This is a genomic window from Limibacillus halophilus, from assembly GCF_014191775.1.
GTDB lineage: Bacteria > Pseudomonadota > Alphaproteobacteria > Kiloniellales > CECT-8803 > Limibacillus > Limibacillus halophilus.
The window spans coordinates 103777-126402 of sequence record NZ_JACHXA010000004.1; the positions used below are offsets into that span (position 1 = coordinate 103777).

Here is a 22626-nt window from a genome sequence, read left to right on the forward strand (position 1 = left end):
ATGAGCGAGACAAAGGCAGCCGGTAGCGGTGGAAAAAAGGAGGTGCTACTGCGCATCCGTGGCCTTCGCATCGAGGGGCGGTCCGATGATATCTGGCACGAAATCGTTAAGGGCATTGATCTGACTTTGCACCGCGGTGAGGTCCTCGGTTTGATTGGCGAATCAGGCGCAGGAAAATCGACCATCGGTCTGGCGGCTATGGGCTTCGCCCGCGACGGCTGTCGAATCTCCGGTGGCGAGATCCTCTTCGATGGCGTCGATCTGGCAAAAATTACGCGGGAGGAAAAAAGACGGTATCGGGGATCGCGCATTGCCTATGTCGCGCAGTCCGCCGCGGCCGCGTTCAACCCGGCCCATCGCTTGATCGACCAGTACGCTGAAGCGCCGGTCCAACACGGAATCCGCACCAAGCCGGAGGCGGAGGAAGAGGCCATCGATCTTTATCATCGTTTGCGGCTTCCCGAGCCGGAGAGCATTGGTTTCCGCTATCCCCATCAGGTATCGGGTGGGCAGTTACAGCGCGCGATGACGGCCATGGCGATGGCCTCGCGCCCAGACTTGATTATTTTTGATGAGCCGACGACTGCTCTTGATGTCACGACCCAGATCGAGGTGTTGGCCGCAATCAAGGATGTCGTCCGTCAGTTTAACACGGCGGCTATTTATATTACCCACGACCTTGCTGTGGTGGCTCAGATGGCCGACCGGATCATGGTCCTGCGTTATGGCGAACTGGTGGAAGAAAACGCCACCGGCGAGATGCTTGATGATCCACAGGAAGATTATACAAAATCGCTATGGGCAGTGCGTACCTTCCGCAAGGAGAACCCTGCGGAATCGGAAGGCAAGGTGCCAATCGTCAAGGTGGAAAATATCTCGGCCTCCTATGGGCCGGTGCAGGTCCTCCGGAATGTAAGTTTTGAAGTACACCGTGGGCAAACGGTCGCCGTGGTCGGTGAGTCGGGCAGCGGGAAATCTACGACGGCGCGGGTAATTACAGGGCTCTTGCCGCCGGATGAGGGACGTATCCTCTTCAAGGGAACGGCCCTGCCGCCGCGTTACAAGCAGCGCAGTAAAGACCAACTGCGCCATGTCCAGATGATCTATCAAAGCGCCGACACCGCCGTTAATCCGAAGCATCGGATACGCGATATCATTGGTCGGCCACTGGAGTTCTATCTCGGTCTGAAAGGCCGCAAGAAAGACGAGCGCCTTCGCGAGCTTCTTTCCATGATTGAGCTAGAGCCGGGTGAGTACATTGATCGCTTGCCTGGCGAGCTGTCCGGTGGTCAGAAGCAACGGGTCTGCATTGCCCGTGCGTTAGCGGCCGAGCCTGAGTTGATTATCTGTGACGAGGTAACCTCCGCTTTGGACCAATTGGTTGCGGAGGGGATTTTGAGGCTCTTGGATCGGCTGCAATCCGAGTTCCATTTAGGGTACATGTTTATTACCCACGACCTTGCAACGGTTAAAGCCATCGCCGACGAGGTGGTGGTCATGTACCAGGGCGAGGTGGTCGAGCACGGTCCGAAGGAAGATATCTTCAAGCCGCCCCACCATGAGTACACGGAACTGCTGTTATCGTCGGTGCCGGAGATGGAAGTTGGATGGTTGGAACGTGTGCTTGAGGACCGGACCATGGAATCGGCCGGGAACTAAAGCGGACTTTCCTCGCTCAACCAGCGCAGCGCTTCCACCATTCGCTTGAAACTATCGGCGGCGCGCCAGCTCATGCCGCGTGCGCGCAGATACCCGTGAACGAGCTGCGTTTCCCGATGGAGTTTGGTCGGGACTCCGGCATCCTGTAGACGTTCCGCATACAGGACTGCTTCGTCGCGCAGGGGGTCAATTTCGGCTGCAAAGAGCACCGCGCGCGGTAACCCTCCATAATCGGTTTCCGCGAGGGGTGCGAAAAATTTGTCGTCATACGGCGGTGGCTCGTCACTCCGCACCTTTTGGTAAAACTGCATATCCTGCGATGTGAGAAGCGGTGCCGCGGCTTCCTCGCGGTTGCTGGCTGCAAGGGCCTCACCGCCCAGTGTGGGATAAATGAGCAGTTGCCCGGTTGCAGGCAGCTCACAGTCCCTGGCCGCAAGAGCAACAGCGGCCGCCAGATTTCCGCCTGCGCTGTCGCCGGCGACGATAACCGGGTTCTCTTGCCGTAGGGATAGATACGCGCCGAGGGCATCCTCGAAGGCGGCAGGGTGGCGATGTTCGGGTGCAAGTCGGTAATCCAGCGCGAACACGTTCATGCTTGCTGCCACGGCAAGTTCCGCGCAGATACTGTCATGGCTTTTGATGCCCCCCACAACAAATCCACCGCCGTGAAAGAACAGAAGATGAGCCGTCGTTCTAACGACATCCGGCTGATAATGCCGTGCCGGGCGATCTGCCAGTGTGAGGTCGTGCACCGTTAGACGGTCTGGTAGCGGCGCGCCAAAAGCAGCACAGAGCCTATCGTAAAGCGTCCGCTGTTGGTCAATGCTTAGGTTCGATCCGTCTTGGGGAAAAAAATCTTCCGATTTTTCCACGAACTGGCGGACTTCCGGATCTGTCAGCGCTGTGGCCATCAGAAAGTGTTCGCCGGTAGTTTCAGATAAGAAATGCCGTTACTTTCCGGGTCTGGCAGCGCGCCGGCACGCATATTGACTTGAACGGCGGGGAGAAGAAGGCGAGGCACAGCAAGGTTGGCATCGCGCTCTGTCCTTGTACGGACGAAGTCCTGCTCGGTGACGCCGTCGCGCAGATGAACATTGCCCTCACGTTGCTTCGCCACGGTGGTTTCCCATGCGAAGACATCGCGGCCGGGTGCCTTGTAATCGTGTCCGACGAAAATTCGCGTTTGGGCAGGCAAGGCCAGGATCCGCTGAATGGATCGATAAAGCAGTCCGGCATCGCCACCTGGAAAGTCACAGCGTGCGGTGCCGAAATCTGGCATGAACAGAGTATCTCCGACGAAAATCGCATCCCCAATCAAATAAGCCATGCATGAGGGTGTGTGTCCGGGCACGTGCAGTGCCTTTGCGGGCAGGGTGCCGAGTTGAAACGATTCGTCATCTTGAAACAAGCGGTCAAACTGAGATCCATCCTTGGCGACCTCGGGCCCAAGGTTGAAGACCTCAGCGAATGCAGCCTGGACGGCTTTGATGTTGAAACCGATGCCGACAGGTGCACCAAGCCGTTCTTTAAGATACTGCCCCGCCGATAAATGATCGGCGTGCACATGTGTTTCCAGAATCAAGGACACGGAAAGAGCTTGTTGGTTGATGTGGGCGATGATCTTGTCTGCTGATTCATGTGATGTGCGACAGGATGCCGGATCGAAATCAAGCAGAGGATCAATCACGATGGCTTTCTTTGTTTCCGGATCACTAGCGATATAGCTAACAGTGTTGGTGGCGTTATCAAAAAACGCTTTCACGTCGGTCTTCATAATTTGGCCCCTGAACTGCTCTTGCCGCATACTCGATTGAATTTATGATAATGCCAGACAATAAATGCGAAAGTAGAGGCAGTCGATGACGCAGGCCGAGCGCAAGGATTTAGGGGTCTTTGATTATGTGATCGTGGGGGCCGGCTCGGCCGGCTGTGTTCTTGCGAATAGACTCTCCAAGGATCCAAAGAACTCTGTGTTGTTGCTCGAAGCCGGTGGGCGTGACAACTATTTCTGGATTCATGTCCCGATCGGTTATCTCTATACGCAGAACAATCCACGTACTGACTGGTGTTTTAAGACCGAACCCGAAGCGGGGCTTGGCGGTCGGTCGCTAAACTATCCACGGGGCCGGGTGCTCGGTGGCTGTTCATCCATCAACGGCATGCTCTATCTGCGCGGCCAGGCTCGAGACTATGACCTATGGCGGCAGATGGGTAACGAAGGCTGGGGTTGGAATGAGATTCTGCCGCTGTTCAAGCGTGGGGAGGACCAGTCCAGAGGCGCAGACGACAATCACGGGCAGGGCGGTGAGTGGCGGGTTGAAGAGATGCGGCTCACGTGGGAAATCCTTGATGCCTTTCGGGAGGCGGCAGCGGAGATAGGCATTCCCAAGACTGACGATTTCAACCGCGGCAACAACGAGGGTTGCGGTTACTTTCAGGTGAACCAGAAACGCGGTGTACGGTGGTCCGCAAGCAAGGGCTTCCTGCGCCCGGCAGCGAACCGTGAAAACCTGACGGTCATGACACATGCCCAGGCACAAAATCTGCTGTTTGAAGGAAAACGGGCCACCGGGTTGAACTTCGAGCTGAAGGGTGCGCCGGTAAGCGTCAGGGCATCACAGGAGGTCATTCTCTGCGCGGGCGCGGTCGGCAGTCCAAACATTCTTGAGCTTTCGGGGATTGGTCAGGCGCAGAGGCTTCGGGACCTAGGAATCCCTGTTGTGTTGGACCTACCGGGAGTCGGCGAGAACCTGCAGGACCATCTACAAATTCGCTGCGTCTACAAGGTTAGGAACACGGTAACTTTGAACCAGCGCGCCAACAGCTTATTCGGGCGTATCGGGATGGGCTTGGAATATTTCCTGTTCCGGCGCGGGCCCTTGACGATGGCGCCCAGCCAACTTGGCGCCTTTGCCAAGAGCGATCCAAGCTACGAAACGCCAAACCTCGAATTCCATGTGCAACCGCTTTCACTGGATAAATTTGGCGACCCTCTGCACGAGTTTCCTGCATTTACGGCCTCGGTGTGCAATTTGAGGCCCGAAAGCCGTGGGTCCATTCACCTGAAAAGTCCTGATTATCGTGAGAAGCCGTCGATCCGCCCCAACTACCTGAGTCATGAGCGCGACCGCCAAGTTGCCGCAGACGCGATCCGATTGACTCGCAGGATTGCGGACGCCAAGGCCCTACAGGCCTTTGAGCCTGAGGAGTATTTGCCCGGTCCGGCTGTGGAGGGGGATGAGGCGCTGGCACGCGCGGCCGGTGAGATCGGCACAACGATCTTTCATCCAGTCGGCACCTGCCGGATGGGACAGGATGACGCCGCGGTCGTCGATGAACGTTTGCGCGTGCGGGGAATTGCGGGACTGCGGATAGCCGATGCTTCGATTATGCCGACCATTACCTCCGGCAACACGAATTCACCGTCAATGGTCATCGCAGAGAAGGCAAGTGATCTGATCCGGGAAGACCGGCGGGATTAAGGTCGATGGCCTCGGCTGGCCTCTTCTATCGCCATGAGCCGGAGACTTCGGGTTCGGGCATCTAGAAGACCGTTCTTCATACGAATCAGCAGTACAAGTAGGAAGTACAGCTTGAAACCGAGCGCCATGACGAGCAAGGGCCAAAGCATCGATGGATCGATCGTAGGGCCGTCGAGGCGTAGGACGCTTGCCGGTTGGTGAAGCGTGTTCCACCATTCCACCGAAAACTTGATTACCGGCAGATTCACGACCCCGACAAGGGCCAGGATTGCCGCCGATCGCTGGCCGCGTTCCGAGTTCTCAAATGCGCTCAAAAGAGCCAGGTGGCCTAGGTAGAGGAAGAACAGTACCAGGACCGAGGTCAAACGGCCGTCCCAAACCCACCAGGTACCCCACATGGGTTTACCCCACAGAGAACCGGTAACAAGTGCGAGGAAAGTAAAACAGGCTCCGATCGGAGAGGCTGCTTTCGCTGCTAGATGCGCCAGTGGGTGCCGCCACACAAGACCGACGAAACTTGATACGGCGACCACCAGGTAGATAAAAAGGGCCATCCATGCCGACGGCACGTGGACAAACATGATCCGCACCGTCTCGCCTTGCTGGTAGTCCGGCGGCGCGACAAACAGGGATAGATAGAGTCCCAGAGCCAGTGTCAAAACGGTAGCTCCCACGATCCAAGGCTGGAACCTGTCGGCGAGACGTCGAAACCGGGCCGGGTTGGCGAAGCGTTGCATGAAACCTCTCTAGCGCCGCGAATGGCCGGAGATATAACGCAGCTGGCCGCGCGGCAAAAGGCACGGATTCGTTATACAGCCTGGCAAACCGGGATACACGATGCTCAGTTGGATGTCGCGACGCGGGTCGCCTTGCCCGCCATGCCGCCGAAAAGGCCCGAGATCCTTTCACGCCATTCAGCAACTTCATCCTCGGGAGACAGCAGTTCGAACGTCGAGCAACAGCGCGCCCACTGAAAAGCGCTAAATACGATGTAATCGCCAAAACCGGGCGATTCGCCGCAGAGAAAGCTTTGTTCATGCAACGTCTTGCGAAGCGGGGTCAGAAGGTCATGGAAAGCGGGTAGCCTGGCGTCGCGGTCAGCGGTGACTTCTTCCAGTCGTTTCCCATATCTTTGCTCTCTGGATTGCCTGAAATACCCCTTATCCTTTTCATCCAGACAGTCGTGGATATCGGAAACGATCAATCGCGCCACTGCGGGGTACAAAACGGTTTCGGACCAAAACTTGAAGAAGTGGGTTATGCCCCGGCCGATATCGCATCCGAACAAGTTGGGGGAATCGGGATAGGTTTCCTCCAAGTAGCGGGCGATAGTCCAGGAATCATGAATCCAGGTATCCCCGTCGACAAGCACTGGAACGCGGCCCTGTCCTGACGGTTCCAGGCGGTGTTTCTCGGTAAAAAGCCAGGGTACGGTCTCAAACTCCAGGCCCTTATGCACCAGGGCCATGCGAATGCGCCAGCAATAGGGACTAAAGCGGAGGTCCGGGTCCGCACCGGCCAATTCGTAAAGTGTTAGCGGCATCTTCCTTAAATCTTTCCTGTCTCGTCGGCTAAATCTCAGTTCAAGGATATCCAATGTGCGCAGACATGACGAGCCGATTGCGCGAATTGGGTTTGTCTTTGAGATTTGCGTCATAGAGAGGGTAATCTGGGACTGCGAATCCTTCAGACCAATTCACTCCGGAGATCCGACAGATGAAGATCAAAGCCGCCGTCCTTCACCAGATGGGGTTAGCGCGCCCCTACAGCCAATCACGTCCCCTGGTAATCGAGGAGCTTGATTTGGATGGACCCGGTGAAGGCGAGGTTCTGGTCCAGATCAAGGCCGCGGGACTTTGCCATTCCGACCTTTCGGTGATGGATGGCGCTCGTCCCCGACCGACTCCCATGGCTCTTGGACATGAAGCAGCCGGCATTGTCGCCGATGTCGGTAAAGGTGTGGACGATCTCAGGAAAGGCGATCACGTCGTGATGGTCTTTGTGCCTTCCTGCGGTCATTGTCTGCCTTGCGCCGAAGGGCGTCCGGCGCTTTGCGAACCTGCCGCAAAGGTGAACGGAGAAGGGGTGCTGCTTTCGGGGCAGCGACGCCTGAAGCTGAATGGCGAGCCGGTCAACCATCATATGGGTGTCTCCGCTTTTGCCGAGTACGCCGTGATGTCGCGGCGCTCACTGGTAAAGGTCGACCCGGATTTGCCATTGGAGCAGGCGGCGTTGTTTGGCTGTGCGGTCCTGACAGGAGTTGGCGCGGCGCTCAATACGGCAGGTGTGACGCCGGGAAGCAAGGTGGCCGTGATTGGTCTGGGCGGCGTCGGATTCAATGCCCTGCTTGGGTCGGTCTTGGTTGGCGCGGATCAGGTAGTGGCACTAGATCTCGTTGCTTCCAAGCTCGATCTTGCCCGGCAGCTTGGCGCCACAGACGCCTTTCTGGCAAATCAGGAGGACATAGTCGAGGCCGTCAAGGAAGCGACCGGGGGAGGCGTGGACTTCGCGCTGGAAATGGCAGGGTCCGTTCCGGCGTTGGAACTCGCTTATAAGATCACCCGACGCGGCGGTACAACCGTGACCGCCGGTTTGGCACATCCTTCAAAAATGATGCAGCTCCAGCAGGTTTCTTTGGTTGGAGAGGAACGCACGCTAAAGGGGAGCTATATAGGGTCTTGTGTTCCGGTCAGGGATATTCCTCGCTACATCGGATTGTTCCGCAAGGGGCGCCTGCCGATTGACCGCCTGATGAGCGAGAAGGTCGGATTCAACGAATTGAACGGTGCATTCGATAGGCTTGCCGAAGGCGCAACGGTGCGGCAGCTTCTGATTCCCTAGGATGCGCGATCGCGGCCTGCTGCGAAGCCTTCAAGGAAGGTCTTGAGGTTATCGCCAAGGGCGGCGGTCAAATAGCCGCCTTCCTGCACTAAAACAGTGGGCAATCCGAGCGCCGCGATGGCTCGTGCGACTTTGCCAAAATCGTCGGTTGTCAGAGCAAGGCCTGCAAGCGGGTCGGCTTCGTGGGCGTCGAGGCCCAATGCTACGACCAGTGCGCTGGGGCCGAAAGCACTGATTCTTTGTGTAGCTTTTTGTAATGATTTTAGGAAGTTATCGCCCGTTGTTCCCCTTGGGAGTGGAAGGTTAAAGTTATAACCCAGACCGCGACCGGTACCGCGCTCATCGGCAAAGCCCCAAAAGAAGGGATAAAAACGGACCGGATCAGCGTGCAACGAGATCGTCAGAACGTCATCTCGGTCATAGAAGATGGCTTGCGTGCCGTTACCGTGATGCAGATCGACATCCAGGACGGCGACAGTCCCAAGGCGTTCACGGAGATATTGGGCGGCTATGGCGGAGTTGTTCAGGTAGCAAAAGCCTCCGGCCATGTCGGCGAAGGCATGATGTCCCGGTGGACGGCAAAGTGCGTAGGCTTCTGGCGCACCATCCAGGATCAACTGCGCTGCCTGTGTCGCGATGTCGGCGGACAAGCACGCCGCTTCCCAGGTGCCTTCCCCGATGGGGCAGGCCGTATCTGCCATGTGGTAGCCAGCCTGGCCAACGGCGGAAGCGGGATACCCAGCGACGCCAAGACTGGCACCTCGGGCTTGTGGATGGATGTTTGGTATTACTTCCGGCGATGCATCGGGAATCCGTTGCCAGCGGGTGTAGATGTTTTCAAGAAACTCGAGGTATTCAGGCGAATGCACCGCGCCTCGCGGTGCTGCACCAAAAGATCTTGGGGTTACAATGATATGGCCTGCGTCCTTTACCGATGAAATCAAGGCATCGGCGCGCTCTGGAACTTCGGGATTCTGCTGCTGGCTCCCGCTCACCAGGAAGTTCTTTGGATAATGGATTCTATGGCCGTCGCTATAGACGATTTTCATGGTGGAGCAGCCTTGTGAGTATTAGGGAATAACAACGGGTTAGAAGCGGACCGTGTCACCACCTTTAAGTTTCAGGATAGCGCGTGCCTCATCTGGCGAGGCGACCTCCAAGGACAGGCTCTCCAGTATGGTTCGGACACGCGCAACCTGTTCTGCGTTGCTCTTTGCCAGGACACCCTTACCTAGGTAGAGGGAATCCTCCAATCCAACCCGGACGTTCCCGCCGAGAACCGCGGCTTGTGTCACCAGTGGCATCTGATGCCGTCCGGCGCCCAGTACCGAGAAAACATAAGTATCGCCGAAGAGCTTGTCGGCCATCCGCTTCATGTGAACTAGGTTTTCCGGATCCGGCCCGATACCGCCCAGAACGCCCAGAACAAATTGAATGAAGAAGGGAGGTTCAATCAGACCGCGATCTGCGAAGTGACGCAGGCTGTAGAGATGCCCGACATCATAGCATTCAAACTCAAATCGCGTTCCATTTTTCTTACCTAAAGTATTAAGAATATATGCTATATCTTTGAAAGTATTTTTAAAAACAAAATCTTCCGAGTTCTGCAGGAAATCCCGCTCCCAGGGATACTTGAAGTCGGTAAAGCGTTCGAGTGCAGGAAAGAGGCCAAAGTTCATTGATCCCATGTTCAAGGAGGCCATTTCCGGCGCCGTCTTTTCTGCTGCCATCAAGCGTTCGGCGACGGTCATATGCTGACCACCGCCCGTGGAAATATTTACCACTGCGTCGGTCGCCTGTTTGATTCGGGGCAAGAACTGCATAAAAACGTTCGGATCAGCCGTCGGCTTACCGTCTGCGGGTTCGCGCGCATGCAGATGCAAGATCGCCGCGCCGGCCTCGGCCGCTTCGATTGCCTGAGTTGCAATTTCATCCGGCGTCAGCGGCAGATATTCGCTCATGCTCGGTGTATGGATCGAGCCGGTAACGGCGCAGGAGATTATGACTTTGCTTTGTGCCATGAGTTGCGATGGCTCCCTTGGTATTGGTTCAAGCGGCTTGCACACCGAGGTCCGGCAATCCGGACTCTTGGGCAAAGGTTGCCAATGTGTCTGCGATAATACTCAAAATTTCTTCGACTTCCGCTGCAGTTACGATCAAGGGAGGGCATACAAGCAGATGGTCGCCTTCTATCCCACCCCGGGTGCGCCGGGAATAGATGATCAGTCCCTTCTCATGGGCCAGATCGACGCAACGCTGATAGGCGTTCAATTCCTTAGGTAAAACGGCCATTGTCGCGCGGTCCGAAACAAGCTCGAAGGCCACCAAGAGCCCTTTGCCGCGTACATCGCCGATGAAAGGGAATCGCTCAGCCAGACGCCGGAGCCCGGCCTGTATCTGTTCACCACGCAGCGTCGCGTTCTCCATCAAGTTATGGTCCAGCAGTTCATGCAGGACGGCACGACCGGCAGCACAAGCCAAGGGATTGCCTGCATAGGTGTAGCCGTGCATGAAACCGCCAGCGTCGAGAACGGCCTCGACATGGGGTGTGCGTGCGATCATCGCGCCCAACGGCGCATAACCCGCTCCAAGACCTTTCGACAGTGCGACGATATCTGGTGTGATGCCCCAATGGTCGGCTGCCAAATATCGACCGGTGCGGCCGGCACCGCTCATCACTTCGTCATAGATCAGAAGAACACCGTACTGCTTACAGATCTCGGCAACGCGGCCGTAGTAGCTATCCGGAGCGACGAGGGCGCCTGTTGAAGCGCCGCCAACGGGCTCCATCAGGAATGCCAGAACACTTTCCGGGCCTTCTCGCTCTATGGCATCGGCCAGAAGATCGGCATACTTCAGGCCGCGTTGCTCTGGGCTCAGATTGTCACGATCGAGGTAAGTCGTCGGCGCCGGGATTTTTGGCATGGATTCCATCATCGGCGCAAAAGGAGCCGTTAAAGGCTCGTAGCCTGTGACCGCCAAGGCTCCCAGCGTTCCGCCGTGATAGGAGGGGAACCGGGAGATAACTTTCCGTCGCTGGTCCTGGCCGGTTGCCAAGGCGTACTGCCGGGCGAACTTGATGCAGGATTCCACCGCCTCGGAGCCGCCTGACACAAAAAAAGCGCGATCAAGATCGCCTGGCATTTGTGCGGTTAACTCACGCGCCAATTCTTCGGCCGCTTCGTTCTCGAAATGAAGCCGATAGGCGAAGCTGGTCTGATCCAATTGCCGCTTGATTGCCTCGTTCACGCGCGGGTTGCCGTATCCGATGTTGACGCACATGGGGCCGGAGGTGCCGTCAATGTATCGCTTTCCGCTCTGATCCCACAGGTAGATTCCCTCGGCGCGGGCAACGAGCGGGCGTCGCAGACGGCTCTGATAGAAGAGGTGGGACGGCTTGCGGGTGTCGGGGCCGCTTGATGTGCTATTCATTCTTGGTGCAACTCCAGAACTAGAAACTGTTTCAAGCCGTGGCGGGTAACAGGACACAATCGTCGGGTCTGACGGTCAGCTTAACGGCTGCGCCTTCGGCGAAGGGACGTCCTTCGATAGGGTTTATTGCCTGTAGCGTGTGAGGTCCAGCCTGCAGGAAGTACCGTGCCGCCAATCCTTGGTAATCGACGGCGTTGACGGTTGCGTCCAGACTAGATGCCTTGTCGAATTCGCCGGTTTGAGCGGTAAGTTTCAGTCTCTCGGCACGGAGTACGAGACGAAGCCGATCGCCGGAGGCAAAACGCGCGTTGCGGTCCAACGCTGTGAGTTTCATGCCGCCGTCCACGACAAGCAATAGCTCTTGGCCGTTCTTCTCCGAGACCTCGGCATCTAAAATGTTCGAGTTTCCAAGGAAGGTGGCGACAAACTCGTTGCAGGGGGCGTTGTAAACATCCTCGGGAGAACCGATCTGCTCGATGCGGCCTTGGTTCATGACCACGACCTTATCCGACATGGCGAGCGCTTCCGACTGGTCGTGTGTGACGAAAACGGTGGCTACGCCGAGTTCCCGCTGAATACGCTTGAGTTCGACACGCATCTCCTCGCGCAGATTGGCATCCAGAGCCGATAGCGGTTCGTCGAGCAGCAAGACGTCGGGCTGAATGACGATGGCGCGTGCTAATGCAATGCGTTGCTGCTGCCCGCCGGAAAGCTGCGCCGGATAGCGATCACCGACATGCGGCAGGCGCACAAGATCAAGTGCCTTTTTTACTCGCTCCGCTGCTTCTGCTTTGCTGACACTTCGGTATTTAAGCCCAAACGCCACGTTATCTTGGACGGACTTGTGAGGGAAAAGGGCGTAGTTCTGGAAGACGAGGCCGAGATTCCTCTTATGGATTGGTACATCGTTGACCCGTTTGCCTTTGATCGTGATTTCACCCTCGCTGGCCTGCTCCAGACCGGCGATAACCTTCAAGGTCGTCGTCTTCCCGCAGCCCGAGGGGCCAAGCAAGGTGACGAACGCGCCATCTTCAACCGTGAGGTCGATATCACGGGTCGCGACGAATTCGCCGTAGCGTTTCACCAGGGCCTTAATTTCGACTGCGTGCTGAGATGCGGTCACGGTGCTGTCAATCCTCATTAAAAGGGGCGTGTCGTAGCGGGTGGAAGGGGACCACGATCGCGGCCCCCTCCCTTAGCTTCTCTAGTATCCCTTTTGAACGCGGCCGAAGGTCTTCGACCACTCAGCCTCGTTACCGTTCCAGTAAGCAGGATCGGCAAAGGTAAGCTGACTTAGCGTTCCGGTCGCGTCGTAGGCCGGAAGCAAAGGAATCTTGTCGCCCAGATCAACTTTCGTCGGGTCGAGCGACGGCGGGTAGCTCTGGCCCTCGGCAACTGCAATGGCTACTTCAGGCTCCAGCATGAAGTTCAAAAGTTCTTCGCAGGCCTCCAAGGGGCTGCCCTTCAGAACCATCAGACACTCCTGCCAACCGAAACCATTCTTCGGGTCATGGTAGGCGATCGGATGGCCCTGTTGTTGTAGGGCGGCAATTCGACCGGACCAGCCTTCGGTCACGTAGATCTCTTCTTCGGCCAAAAGGCTCATCAGTTCTGCCCCGGAACCCCAGTATTTCAATGCATTGTCCCGATGTGCCCGGATGGCGTCCCAAACGGCGTCCATGTCCTTGATGTCATTTGGATTTTGATCGGTTGCCAGTGCGCCGTACCAGACACGCGTCCGCCAGTCGCCCCAACCGCCGATTTTACCTTTGTACTTCGCATCAATGAGAATCTTGGCGCCTTTTTCTTCCATCTCCTCCTTGGAGATGTACTTCGTATTGTAGGCTAGACCGGTGGTGCCGTAATCGTAGGGCGCGCAAGAGAGATTGCCGTTGGTGACCTTTCTGAAAGGCTCCTTCAGGGCAGTCATGGCGAGTTCGAGATTCGGAATGTTGGCCTCGTTCAAAACCACATCGTATCCAAGACCGGCGTAGCGCGCGTAATCGAACACACCCGAGGCGTGGAAGAGATTGAACTCACCGGGCTGTCCCGCTTTGACGCGGCTCAGATACTCGTCACCGCTGGAAAAGGTGCCATCGATGACTTCGATGCCCGTGGCTTTTTGGTAAGGATCGAATGCGTACTTTCGGAATGCCTCGGATACGACACCGCCCCAACCGTCGAAGCGCACGGAATCAGGTTTGGCCGCTAGCGCCTGCTTGCCAAGTGCACCCATCGGACCGCCGGTCAGGCCGTAAGCCAATCCGGCCGCACCAATGAGCGACATGAGTTCGCGCCGGCTGAGGTCGCCGCTGCGATAACGTTCTAGAAGCCGTTGATAGCGTTTCGTGTTGTCCATGGTGGTTATCCTCCTGTTCATGGGCTTTTAGTTTGATGGTGTTCGTGAAAGGCGCCGCGCCAAGCCGGCGCCAAGCAAAGGAAGAGCCACGGTCACAAGGATCATGACGGTTCCCAGGGCGTTGATTTCGGGGCTGATTGAATTTCGCAGCATCGAGAAAATCTGGGTCGGGACCGTTTCCACACCCGCGGGTTTCCAGAACAACGTGCCGGTGATGTCGTCGAAGGAAACGGTAAAGGCAAATAGCATCCCCGCGGCCACTGCCGGCATCAGTAAGGGGAGGGTTACTTGCATAAAAGCCTGTACTTTATTGGCGCCCAGGCTCAGGGCAGCTTCCTCATAAACGCGCTTGATGGCCACCAGGCGGGCCTGCACGACAAGAATGACGAAGGGCAGGGTGAAGATGACATGTCCCATCAGCAGCATCAGGAAGTTCTTGGGCAGCGACAGCCAGCGCAGGAACAGCAGCAGTGCCACGGCCAGCACGACCTCCGGTACCAGAACGGGTGCAATCAGCAGAGTGTTGAGAAATGACTTCCCCGGAAAATCGTAACGCACCAGCGCCAACGATGCGAGAATGCCCATGGCGGTTGAAATCAAAGCCGTCAAGCTGCCCAGAAGTAACGATGTCTGAAAGGCACGAACGATCGCCGCATTGTTCCAGAGCGCCTCGAACCAACGTAGACTCAATCCTTCGATCGGAAAGCCGCCGAACTGGCTGCTGTTGAAGGACAGCAGCACGACGACCGTCACCGGAGCGAACATGAAGAGGTACACCAGCACGGTGTACGATTTGAGCGCTATCCAGCCTTTATTTTGCATCGCCGGTCCTCATGAGAAGCTCTTGTACAACTGGTTTAGGCCAAGATAGCGGTTGTAGAGCAGCACCACCGATCCCAGAATCAAAAGCAGCACGATGGACAGCGCCGATCCAAGAGGCCAGTTCAACTGCGTTATGATGGCCTCGTAAATCAGGTTGGCGAACATGGCATCGGTCGGACCGCCGAGTACCAGCGGTGTAATATAGGTGCCGGACCCCAGCACGAAACAAAGCAGGCCGCCGGCCGCCAATCCAGGCATGGACAGCGGTAAGGTAACTTCCAAAAATGCCTGCCAGGGCGTTGTTCCTAGGCTGCGGGCCGCCGGGACCAGATCGCGGTCCATACCATCCAGGCTGACGTATATGTTGAGGATCATGAACGGCAGCAGGAAATGAAGTAACCCGAGGATTACCGTGACCTCGTTGTAGAGCATTTGCAGCGGTTCATCGGTTAAAGAAAGAGCCTCAAGCAGGTAGTTGAACGCGCCGCTGACACCCAGGATGTTGATCCAAGACATCGTGCGGATGATGTAGCTGATCCAGAAGGGGAGCATTAGCAACAGCAGCAAAAGCGCCTTGTTACGAAATCGCGTGTTAGCAACGAAGAAAGCTGCCGGATATCCAAGCAACGCGCACAGGATCGTCGTAATCCCGGCAATGCGCAAAGTGCTGAAAAGGATGTCGCGGTAAAAGCTGTCCGTCAGAACCTCCACCCAGTTATCCAGGTAAAAACCTGGCTGCTCGCCACCCACGGAGGTTCTTAGCCAAAAGGAGTAAACGACGACGAACGCCACCGGAACCACCAGCAAGAAGGCCACGGATACCATCGCCGGGGTTAGCAAGATTATAGGGTTCAAGTTGGGCCTGCGATCCGAGGCCATGGCGTCATCCCGTCAGTTTCACAACGACAAGAATCCTCCCGGACGCTTGCCAAGTCCCTTGATTACGTCCGGCTTCATAATATAAAGCAAATAGATAAGCAGAATATTAGACATAGATAGAAACTATAATAGGGGTGTCGGGTGAACCAGATTGAAGAACGACGCAAGGAACGCCTCAGCCGCCAGTTGGACTGGAATTTGCTACGAACCTTTATGGTTATCGTTCAGGAAGGAAGCATCACCCGAGCGGCGGAACGCCTGCTATTGAAGCAACCGTCCGTCAGTAGCGCCCTCAAGCGTCTCGAAACTCAGCTCGCTCGACAACTGATCGAACGCGGGCCCAGCATTTTCCGGGTAACGCCAGCGGGTGATCTGCTTTATCGGGAGTGCGTGGAAATTTATGGCAGTGTGTCGCGCCTTGCGGTTCTGTTGCGCGACGTACATGACGAGATATCAGGGCACATAACGATTTCCCTAGCCAGCCATGTGGTCTGTCCGACTTTTGATGAGGTCTTGTCGAGATTCCACCAAGAGCACCCGAAAGTAACCTACGCGCTTGAAATCGATACCAGTGCGGTGGTTGTCGAATCTGTTTTGCAGAAGCGGGCAAGCCTTGGCATTTGTTTGGTACACGACAAGGATCCGCGCCTTCCTTATCTCCATTTATACCGTGAGTTCTTTGGATTCTTCTGCGGCCCCCGACATCGCTTTTTCGGCAGAAGCGATCTGCAGTTAACAGATTTGCGAGGCGAACCGAACGTTTCCTTTAAGACCGACCAGCTTTCAGATGCCCTGCGCCCCGTAGCTTTGCTGCGCGAGCGTCATGACTTGCAGGGTCCCATCATCGGAACGTCCTCAAACCTGGAAGAGGTGCGCCGCATGATCATTGGCGGGCTTGGGATTGGACCCTTGCCGCTGCATGTCATGACGCGGGACCAAGAGGCGGGATTGCTCTGGCGTTTGCCTCCCTACGAGGATCCGCCGGTAATCGACATCTATATGGTTTACAATCCGCGCGCCCACCTGAATCGCGCCGAGCGTCACTTCATCGAGGCTTTGCAGGATGCTGTTGCGGCGACACCGCTGGAAGAGCGAACCTACGTACCTGAACGCGCGAACGGCTGAACCTAGATTTCCTTACCCTCAAAGGGGTGCCAGCCGTCTCGGTGCTCGATTTCGACAATCCAGACATCCGGATCGCGTTTGATGCTGCGTGCCAGGTACTCCTCGCCTTCGGCATTGCTGACGATGCCGTCGCGAAACGCAGCCATCCACCCCAAATTGCCATCGAGATCGCGAGCTTGAGTGAGAACCTTGCAACGACCATCCAATAGATCGAGCTTCAGGATAACAGCACCGCTCTGTCGCTCTCCCTTGTGGCGCACCATTGCCGAAATCGCCTGCTGATCGCAGTAGCGAATTTTCGCGCCGACCCACAAGTGCGTCGGCAAGCGTTCCTCAGTCATCGGCAACCTCATCGGTCACCGACGGTTCCGGGGGCAGGCCATAGCGCGCACGCTTGGCCGCCTTGCGTTCGGCACGCGCCTGTAGCTTCTCTTCCTTGCGATCGAGCCCTTCGATAACGATGACGGCTTCGCCTTTGGTCTCCTCAGCGTCAAAGGCTTGAACAAGGTCTGAAAGCTTGCCGCGGCGTACGCGCTCATAGAGCTTGGTGAGCTCAAGACAAACCGCAGCACGTCTGTCCCCGAGCACATGGAGAGCATCGGCGAGAAATCCCGCAATGCGGTGTGGGGATTCGTAAAAGACGAGCGTATGGAATCCCAATGCTTCTTCCTCGATGAAACGCTGCCGCTGGCCTGCTTTCTTCGGCGCAAAACCCTTGAAGACAAAAGATGAGGTCGGGAGGCCCGATATTGTCAGAGCCATGACGGCGGCGTTAGGGCCGGGCAGGGCGGTCACTTCAAATCCCGCGGCCAAAACAGTTTCCACCACACGGTAGCCCGGGTCCGAAAGGCCGGGCGTACCCGCATCGCTGCAAAGACCTACCGAGACGCCGGATTGCAGCAATCGCACAATCTGCATTGCCGCTTTTGCCTCGTTGTGTTCGTGGCAAGCGAGCAGACGTTTGCGCTTTGTGATTCCATGACGGTCCAACAATCGCGCAGTGTGTCGGGTATCCTCGCAGGCAAGGGCTGGCAACTCGTTAAGCTGCGCCAAGCTGCGGAGCGAGACATCCTCAAGATTGCCGATTGGCGTGGCGATGAGAACAAGCTTGGGGACTGGAGTGTCCATTTCCCTCTCGTGCTCCCTCAGGCGTTTGGTGCTCCGTAATAGAGCGTCACGGTATGCTTGGCTTCGGCAAAGAATAGCCAGCGCTCCATCAAGATGCCAACAAGTCCCATTAACACGGCAACGATCACGATTGGCGCGGCCGGGAGCACAACGAGTAGATCGGCGGCCAACAACAGGACCAGAGGTGCGACGAAGCCACAGGCAATCGCCAGACGCCTCAGTTTCATGGCGTGCTTGCGGCCGATCGCGAAAGCCATTTCCTTGAGCAGATAATTCTCTTCGGAGTGAGGCGCCTCTAACAGGCGCACCTTCCCAAACTGCCCTAACCCAGTGGCGCTCTCGGGTGTTGCCTGACTGCGCCGGTTGGAGGCAATCGCCCAATAGCCCGCTTTGATGGTCCAGCCCACGGATAGCAATAGCGCCGAGAGTCCCATAGGCCAGTTACCTTGCGGCGCATAGAAAACCGTGATGAGGGAGAAAAGCAACGCGCCGCCGGCTAACGCCATGCCGACAAAGGCCGGTAGAGTCCAGGCGCTGTGCCATTGCGCAATAGGCTTCAGGGACGCGTAGATCATGGCGGTGCAGCCAACGGTCACAGCTGCGCCAAGTGCTGACAATACCGCGGCCAAGGTCCACACCTCGTTGAAGAACACCCACCCGATTGCCAACGCCAACGCAGGAGCGAAGGTCACCAGCGATGCCACCCCTTCGCGTGAAAGCCAAGAGCTTCGCCATTGGCTAAGCGCACGCCAAGCGCGCTCCGGGTGCCCAAGATGCAGCGTCGATGACAGAAGGCCCGTGGTGATCATGCCAAGGCTTATGATCATGGATATTAATCCAAAAGCGCTATCGGCCGGCAGCATGCCCGCTGCGCCAAGAACGCCTATCAGGAACAGCAATCCGTAACCGCTGCCGGAAAAAACAGTAAAGACTATTATGGAAGGTGCAGGATGCATGCTTGTCCCTCAATCGCTCAGAACGCGGTCTAGCCAACCGAGTAAACCGCCGCTTGCGATGGGCTCCAGGGGCTGTGCCGTGGGCGTGGATGTGTTCGGCCGTTTGCGTTCGCGCGGTGGCAGGTACTTGTTGGTTGGTTTGTAGCCCATTTCCGGCATCAGATCGTACCCGTCTCTGTCAGCGACCATTCGAGAAACCTCTGATTCGGGATCGCCGAGATCGCCGAAATGCCGGGCGCTGGCGGGGCAGGTGCGTACGCAAGCCGGTTGGCGCTCTTCTTCTGCGATGTTCTCGTTGTAAATTCGGTCAATGCAAAGCGTACATTTGCGCATCACCTGTTCGCCCGGGTCCATCTCTCTGGCGCCGTAAGGGCAAGCCCAGGCGCAAAGGCCGCACCCGATGCACTTGTCTTCTTCGACCAAGACAATTCCATCTTCCGACCGTTTGTAGGAAGCGCCAGTCGGACAGACCGTCACACAGGCGGGTTCTTCGCAGTGCAGACAAGATTTTGGGAAATGCACGGTGCGCCCGTCGCAGCCTTCGCCTGCTTCGAAGCTGTGTACGCGGTTCAGCCAAGCGCCAGCAGGATCGGCACCATAGGCCGAAACGTCGGTGAGCGGTCCCGGATAGCCACCTGTGTTCCATTCCTTGCAATTGACCACGCAAGCGTGGCATCCGACGCAGATGTCCAAGTCGATGACTAGGCCAAGTTTCTTCGGCCCGGGATTTGTCGGGAGACTGGTCATCGTTTTCCTCCCTTTTTGCCATATGCCACCGTTTCGGGAGCTCTGGGCATCCCGGGAGGTCGCTTGAAGGCTTTGCGCTTGAGTGCGGTTTCCTCGAACCCTGGTTTTTCAGCTTTCTTTATACGTACTCGTAAGTCATACCAAGCGGCCTGTCCTGTAACCGGGTCGGACGCGGCGTAGCGATAGCCGCTGCCCTGTTCGGGGAGTAGTTCATCGATCAGGTGATTCAGCAGAAAGCCGCGGGTGCTTTCCGGCGCATCCTTGTCGAGGTTCCAGGCACCAGCACGCTTTCCAATGGCGTTCCAGGTCCAAACCGTCTTGGCGTTCACGCCTTGCATTATCTTTGTTGGGGCTTTGATCTTTCCGTGCCGGCTTTCAACCCAAACCCAATCATCTGCCTTCAGCTCAAGCTCCTGGGCTAAGGATTCCGGGACGAAGAGCACGTTGTGGCCATGAATCTGGCGCAACCAGGCATTCTGCGATCCCCAGGAATGATACATCGCCATCGGCCGTTGACTCACGGCATGGAGTGGAAAGTCATCGGCTGTCCGGGTTTCATCCTCCAGCGGGGGGTACCAGAAGGGTAGCGGATCGAAGTAACGGCGCAGACGTTCACGCTCGCGTTCGGGGGGCAGAACATCGCCATGACCGTCTGCTGCAAGCCGGAACTTTTGCAAGGGCTCGACGTAGAGCTGCAGGACCACAGGCGCGGCTTCCGTCATGAAACCCATGGACTTCGCCCAATCGAGGTAAGCCTGGTTGGCGAATTTAAAGTAATGCCCTTCCTCGGGGATATCGTGCCGCCAGAAGCATCCGTTCTCTATGTAGCGATCGAGTTGGTTAGGGTTGGGCGCGCCGACACCCTGTGCATCACCGTTCTCGCCGCGCCATCCCGCAAGCGGACCGATACCTGGTTTGCGTTGATGCTGGGTAATGTACTGTTTGTACCCCTCCGGAAATTTTTCCGAGCCGTCTTCGTTTGTCATCCCGGGCAAGCCAAGTCGATAGCCGAGATGGATCAGCACATCCTGGAAGGGGCGGACATCACGGTCGGGCGTCAAAACGGGCTGGCGAATTGCGTCGGCTGCGGCCTCGGCACTGCCGATCGGGCGGTCCAGCAAGGAAATGCAGTCCCATCGTTCCAGATAAGTCGTATCCGGCAGTACAAGGTCAGCGTAGGGCACCGTTTCAGAATAGAAGGCGTCGGAGTAGATCACGTGTGGAATGCGATATTCACCGGTTTCGGGATCCTTGTCGGTCAACATCGAGACGGTGCCGCCGGTGTTCATGGCTGAGTTCCAGGCCATGTTGGCCATGTAGAGGAACAAGGTATCAACCGGGTAGGGATCACCCTTCCACGCGTTGGTGATGACCATATGCATCAACCCGTGGGCAGACAGAGGATTCTCCCATGAGAACGCCTTATCGATGCGCTGCGGCTTTCCGTCCGGTCCCACGAGCAGATCTTCGGGGCCCTGCACGAAGCCAAGCGGCGGACCGGGCAGGGGCTGTCGCGGGTTCACCTGGCCTGGCTTGCCAGCTGGTTTGACCGGCGGTGGCGCGGACTGCGGGAACGGCGGCTTGTAACGGAAGCTGCCGGGGCTATCGATGGCTCCCAGCAGCATTTGCAATAGATGCAAGGCGCGGCAGGTATGAAAACCGTTCGAATGGGCCGAAATACCACGCATGGCATGCAGGGCCACGGGTCTGCCGACCATGCGTTCATGACGGACGCCACGCCAATCGGTCCAGGGCTGCTCGATCACCACGGTTTGGCTGAACGCGGCTTCGGCGATCTCCGCGGCAATACGACGGATCGTATCGGCAGGCAAGCCGGTTCGCTCGGCCACAGCTTCCGGGGCGTACTCCGCGGTCAGATACTTCTCAGCCAAGAGATAGAATACAGGCTTTGCCTGCCGGCCATCAGGTAACGTCACGGTTTCCCTTAAATCGGGCACGACTCCGTCACTGTCCCATGGTAACGCGGCCGCCTGTTTCTGATCCCATACCAGGGGCTTTCCGTCGGCGTCGCGAGCGAACAAGCCGTGGGAACTACTGCCGGGAGCATCGATGACCAACCAAGGAGCGTTCGTGTAGGATTTGAGGAATTCTTTGTCGATTTTTCCTGCGCTCAGGAGTTCATGAACCAGGGAGAGGGCAAAGAGGCCATCACTTCCCGGCGTAATTGGCAACCATTCGTCAGCGATGGCGGAATATCCTGTCCGCACGGGATTCACCGAGACGAACTTCGCACCGTTTGCACGCAACTTACTTAGGCCGATCTTGATAGGATTGGAGTCGTGATCTTCAGCCACGCCAAACATCATGAAAAACCGACTGTGCTCCCAGTCCGGTTCGCCAAACTCCCAAAAGCTGCCGCCGATGGAATAGAGACCACCTGCTGCCATGTTGACCGAGCAGAAGCCACCGTGAGCCGCAAAATTTGGCGTACCGAATTGCGAAGCCCACCAGGCCGTCAGGCTCTGGCTCTGATCGCGTCCGGTGAAAAAGGCAAGCTTACGGGGGTCTTCATTGCGGATCGCGGACAACCAACCGGTTGCGATCCCCAGTGCCTCGTCCCACTCGATCTCCTCGAACTCCCCAGAGCCGCGTGGACCCACGCGCTTTAAGGGTTTGCGCAGCTTGGCCGGGCTTTCCTGGTGCATGATCCCGGCGGAGCCCTTGGCACATAAGACCCCCTTGTTGATCGGATGATCGGGGTTGCCTTCGATGTAACGAATACCGCCATCTTTGAGGTGGACGCGGATACCGCAACGACAAGCGCACATATAGCAAGTGGTTGTGCGAATTTCGTCGGACACCTTGGGAGAAAGGTCGATAGGTCGGTCGTCCGGCACTGAAGGGCTCCTGGATTGAGATTTAGCGTGACGTGATGGACAGAACGCTATCCTAACCCTTGCGGGTAGAGATTCTCACCTACAAAGTGGAAAGGATTTCCAGGATGTGACGGAATGTTCCGATGCTAACGGATTGTTTTATCAGTCAGGTATTGCCGCGACACGAAGAAATACCTGATTGTATAGATAGCAGTATTTCTCACGGCCGCCTTAAAATTGCCTCTTTCCAGCCCCCGGGAAGTCTAGAGTAAGCTTGAGGCTGCATGGTTCGGGAAATACACTCAGATGCAGGAGGCATTATGGCACAGGATCCTTTGAAATTCCTGCGCGATCGGCAA

The 22626-nt window shown here is 56.9% G+C and carries 20 protein-coding genes; 4 read left to right on the forward strand and 16 right to left on the reverse strand.

Annotated elements, in window-relative coordinates:
• The gene (locus FHR98_RS08560; RefSeq protein ID WP_183416271.1) at positions 1 to 1659 is read left to right on the forward strand and encodes an ABC transporter ATP-binding protein; all 1659 of its coding nucleotides are present in this window, start codon (positions 1 to 3) and stop codon (positions 1657 to 1659) included.
• Here FHR98_RS08560 and FHR98_RS08565 read toward each other — a convergent pair.
• Entirely contained in the window at positions 1656 to 2570 is a 915-nt protein-coding gene (locus FHR98_RS08565) for an alpha/beta hydrolase (RefSeq protein ID WP_183416272.1), read from the reverse strand. The genes FHR98_RS08560 and FHR98_RS08565 overlap by 4 nt on opposite strands.
• Positions 2570 to 3433, reverse strand: a complete 864-nt coding sequence (locus tag FHR98_RS08570) for an MBL fold metallo-hydrolase (RefSeq protein WP_183416273.1) — start codon at positions 3431 to 3433, stop codon at positions 2570 to 2572. Before FHR98_RS08570 ends, FHR98_RS08565 begins: the two co-directional genes overlap by 1 nt.
• Positions 3434 to 3518: 85 nt before the next feature.
• On the opposite strand from FHR98_RS08570, the gene FHR98_RS08575 reads away from it, so the two are divergent.
• On the forward strand, positions 3519 to 5141 hold the full coding sequence (locus FHR98_RS08575) for a GMC family oxidoreductase (protein WP_183416274.1): 1623 nt from the start codon (positions 3519 to 3521) through the stop codon (positions 5139 to 5141).
• On the opposite strand, the gene FHR98_RS08580 is transcribed toward FHR98_RS08575, so the two are convergent.
• Positions 5138 to 5878, reverse strand: coding sequence for a heme ABC transporter permease (locus FHR98_RS08580; RefSeq protein WP_183416275.1), 741 nt, complete (start codon positions 5876 to 5878; stop codon positions 5138 to 5140). The two genes, FHR98_RS08575 and FHR98_RS08580, sit on opposite strands and share 4 nt — an antisense overlap.
• A gap of 104 nt (positions 5879 to 5982) precedes the next feature.
• Complete coding sequence (locus FHR98_RS08585; protein ID WP_183416276.1) at positions 5983 to 6684, reverse strand: glutathione S-transferase family protein; 702 nt, start codon at positions 6682 to 6684, stop codon at positions 5983 to 5985.
• 173 nt (positions 6685 to 6857) lie between these two features.
• Between FHR98_RS08585 and FHR98_RS08590 the strand changes: the two genes are divergently transcribed.
• On the forward strand, positions 6858 to 7982 hold the full coding sequence (locus tag FHR98_RS08590) for a zinc-dependent alcohol dehydrogenase family protein (protein ID WP_183416277.1): 1125 nt from the start codon (positions 6858 to 6860) through the stop codon (positions 7980 to 7982).
• Here FHR98_RS08590 and FHR98_RS08595 read toward each other — a convergent pair.
• The 7 genes from FHR98_RS08595 to FHR98_RS08625 form a co-directional block, all read right to left on the reverse strand.
• The gene (locus FHR98_RS08595) at positions 7979 to 9031 is read right to left on the reverse strand and encodes a histone deacetylase family protein (RefSeq protein WP_183416278.1); all 1053 of its coding nucleotides are present in this window, start codon (positions 9029 to 9031) and stop codon (positions 7979 to 7981) included. The two genes, FHR98_RS08590 and FHR98_RS08595, sit on opposite strands and share 4 nt — an antisense overlap.
• 39 nt (positions 9032 to 9070) lie before the next feature.
• A complete protein-coding gene (gene kce, locus FHR98_RS08600; protein WP_183416279.1) occupies positions 9071 to 10003 on the reverse strand; it encodes a 3,5-dioxohexanoate:acetyl-CoA acetone transferase in 933 nt (310 codons plus the stop codon).
• Positions 10004 to 10031: 28 nt separating this feature from the next.
• Entirely contained in the window at positions 10032 to 11414 is a 1383-nt protein-coding gene (locus tag FHR98_RS08605) for an aminotransferase family protein (protein WP_183416280.1), read from the reverse strand.
• Positions 11415 to 11445: 31 nt separating this feature from the next.
• Positions 11446 to 12537 carry an ABC transporter ATP-binding protein gene (locus FHR98_RS08610; protein WP_322091233.1) on the reverse strand — a complete coding sequence of 364 codons (1092 nt, stop codon included), beginning with the start codon at positions 12535 to 12537 and terminating at the stop codon, positions 11446 to 11448.
• Positions 12538 to 12618: 81 nt separating this feature from the next.
• On the reverse strand, positions 12619 to 13773 hold the full coding sequence (locus FHR98_RS08615; protein WP_183416282.1) for an extracellular solute-binding protein: 1155 nt from the start codon (positions 13771 to 13773) through the stop codon (positions 12619 to 12621).
• A 27-nt stretch (positions 13774 to 13800) separates the two neighbouring features.
• Complete coding sequence (locus tag FHR98_RS08620; RefSeq protein ID WP_183416283.1) at positions 13801 to 14595, reverse strand: ABC transporter permease; 795 nt, start codon at positions 14593 to 14595, stop codon at positions 13801 to 13803.
• 9 nt (positions 14596 to 14604) lie between these two features.
• Positions 14605 to 15474: an ABC transporter permease gene (locus tag FHR98_RS08625; RefSeq protein ID WP_183416284.1), complete on the reverse strand. Its 870-nt coding sequence runs from the start codon at positions 15472 to 15474 to the stop codon at positions 14605 to 14607.
• Positions 15475 to 15615: 141 nt separating this feature from the next.
• Here FHR98_RS08625 and FHR98_RS08630 point away from each other — a divergent pair, with 141 nt between their 5' ends.
• The gene (locus FHR98_RS08630; RefSeq protein ID WP_322091234.1) at positions 15616 to 16599 is read left to right on the forward strand and encodes a LysR substrate-binding domain-containing protein; all 984 of its coding nucleotides are present in this window, start codon (positions 15616 to 15618) and stop codon (positions 16597 to 16599) included.
• A gap of 2 nt (positions 16600 to 16601) precedes the next feature.
• On the opposite strand, the gene FHR98_RS08635 is transcribed toward FHR98_RS08630, so the two are convergent.
• From FHR98_RS08635 to FHR98_RS08655, 5 genes are read right to left on the reverse strand one after another with little or no spacing between them, the layout of a single operon-like run.
• Positions 16602 to 16940, reverse strand: a complete 339-nt coding sequence (locus FHR98_RS08635; protein WP_183416285.1) for a DUF1491 family protein — start codon at positions 16938 to 16940, stop codon at positions 16602 to 16604.
• Positions 16933 to 17727, reverse strand: coding sequence for a 16S rRNA (cytidine(1402)-2'-O)-methyltransferase (rsmI, locus tag FHR98_RS08640; RefSeq protein ID WP_183416286.1), 795 nt, complete (start codon positions 17725 to 17727; stop codon positions 16933 to 16935). The genes FHR98_RS08635 and rsmI overlap by 8 nt, the downstream gene beginning before the upstream one ends.
• A 17-nt stretch (positions 17728 to 17744) precedes the next feature.
• A complete protein-coding gene (locus tag FHR98_RS08645) occupies positions 17745 to 18683 on the reverse strand; it encodes a dimethyl sulfoxide reductase anchor subunit family protein (RefSeq protein WP_183416287.1) in 939 nt (312 codons plus the stop codon).
• Between the two features lie 9 nt (positions 18684 to 18692).
• Entirely contained in the window at positions 18693 to 19430 is a 738-nt protein-coding gene (locus tag FHR98_RS08650; RefSeq protein WP_183416288.1) for a 4Fe-4S dicluster domain-containing protein, read from the reverse strand.
• Positions 19427 to 22288, reverse strand: coding sequence for a molybdopterin oxidoreductase family protein (locus tag FHR98_RS08655; RefSeq protein ID WP_322091235.1), 2862 nt, complete (start codon positions 22286 to 22288; stop codon positions 19427 to 19429). Before FHR98_RS08655 ends, FHR98_RS08650 begins: the two co-directional genes overlap by 4 nt.
• Positions 22289 to 22626: the final 338 nt, after the last annotated feature.

Excerpts from the sequence above, each read along its gene's own strand:
- FHR98_RS08560 (WP_183416271.1), top strand. The coding sequence starts at position 1 with ATGAGCGAGACAAAGGCAGCCGGTAGCGGTGGAAAAAAGGAGGTGCTA.
- FHR98_RS08580 (WP_183416275.1), bottom strand. The coding sequence starts at position 5,878 with ATGCAACGCTTCGCCAACCCGGCCCGGTTTCGACGTCTCGCCGACAGG.
- FHR98_RS08635 (WP_183416285.1), bottom strand. The coding sequence starts at position 16,940 with ATGACTGAGGAACGCTTGCCGACGCACTTGTGGGTCGGCGCGAAAATT.
- FHR98_RS08605 (WP_183416280.1), bottom strand. The coding sequence starts at position 11,414 with ATGAATAGCACATCAAGCGGCCCCGACACCCGCAAGCCGTCCCACCTC.
- FHR98_RS08650 (WP_183416288.1), bottom strand. The coding sequence starts at position 19,430 with ATGACCAGTCTCCCGACAAATCCCGGGCCGAAGAAACTTGGCCTAGTC.
- kce (WP_183416279.1), bottom strand. The coding sequence starts at position 10,003 with ATGGCACAAAGCAAAGTCATAATCTCCTGCGCCGTTACCGGCTCGATC.
- FHR98_RS08645 (WP_183416287.1), bottom strand. The coding sequence starts at position 18,683 with ATGCATCCTGCACCTTCCATAATAGTCTTTACTGTTTTTTCCGGCAGC.
- FHR98_RS08570 (WP_183416273.1), bottom strand. The coding sequence starts at position 3,433 with ATGAAGACCGACGTGAAAGCGTTTTTTGATAACGCCACCAACACTGTT.
- FHR98_RS08575 (WP_183416274.1), top strand. The coding sequence starts at position 3,519 with ATGACGCAGGCCGAGCGCAAGGATTTAGGGGTCTTTGATTATGTGATC.
- FHR98_RS08615 (WP_183416282.1), bottom strand. The coding sequence starts at position 13,773 with ATGGACAACACGAAACGCTATCAACGGCTTCTAGAACGTTATCGCAGC.
- FHR98_RS08625 (WP_183416284.1), bottom strand. The coding sequence starts at position 15,474 with ATGGCCTCGGATCGCAGGCCCAACTTGAACCCTATAATCTTGCTAACC.
- rsmI (WP_183416286.1), bottom strand. The coding sequence starts at position 17,727 with ATGGACACTCCAGTCCCCAAGCTTGTTCTCATCGCCACGCCAATCGGC.
- FHR98_RS08595 (WP_183416278.1), bottom strand. The coding sequence starts at position 9,031 with ATGAAAATCGTCTATAGCGACGGCCATAGAATCCATTATCCAAAGAAC.
- FHR98_RS08585 (WP_183416276.1), bottom strand. The coding sequence starts at position 6,684 with ATGCCGCTAACACTTTACGAATTGGCCGGTGCGGACCCGGACCTCCGC.
- FHR98_RS08620 (WP_183416283.1), bottom strand. The coding sequence starts at position 14,595 with ATGCAAAATAAAGGCTGGATAGCGCTCAAATCGTACACCGTGCTGGTG.
- FHR98_RS08565 (WP_183416272.1), bottom strand. The coding sequence starts at position 2,570 with ATGGCCACAGCGCTGACAGATCCGGAAGTCCGCCAGTTCGTGGAAAAA.
- FHR98_RS08590 (WP_183416277.1), top strand. The coding sequence starts at position 6,858 with ATGAAGATCAAAGCCGCCGTCCTTCACCAGATGGGGTTAGCGCGCCCC.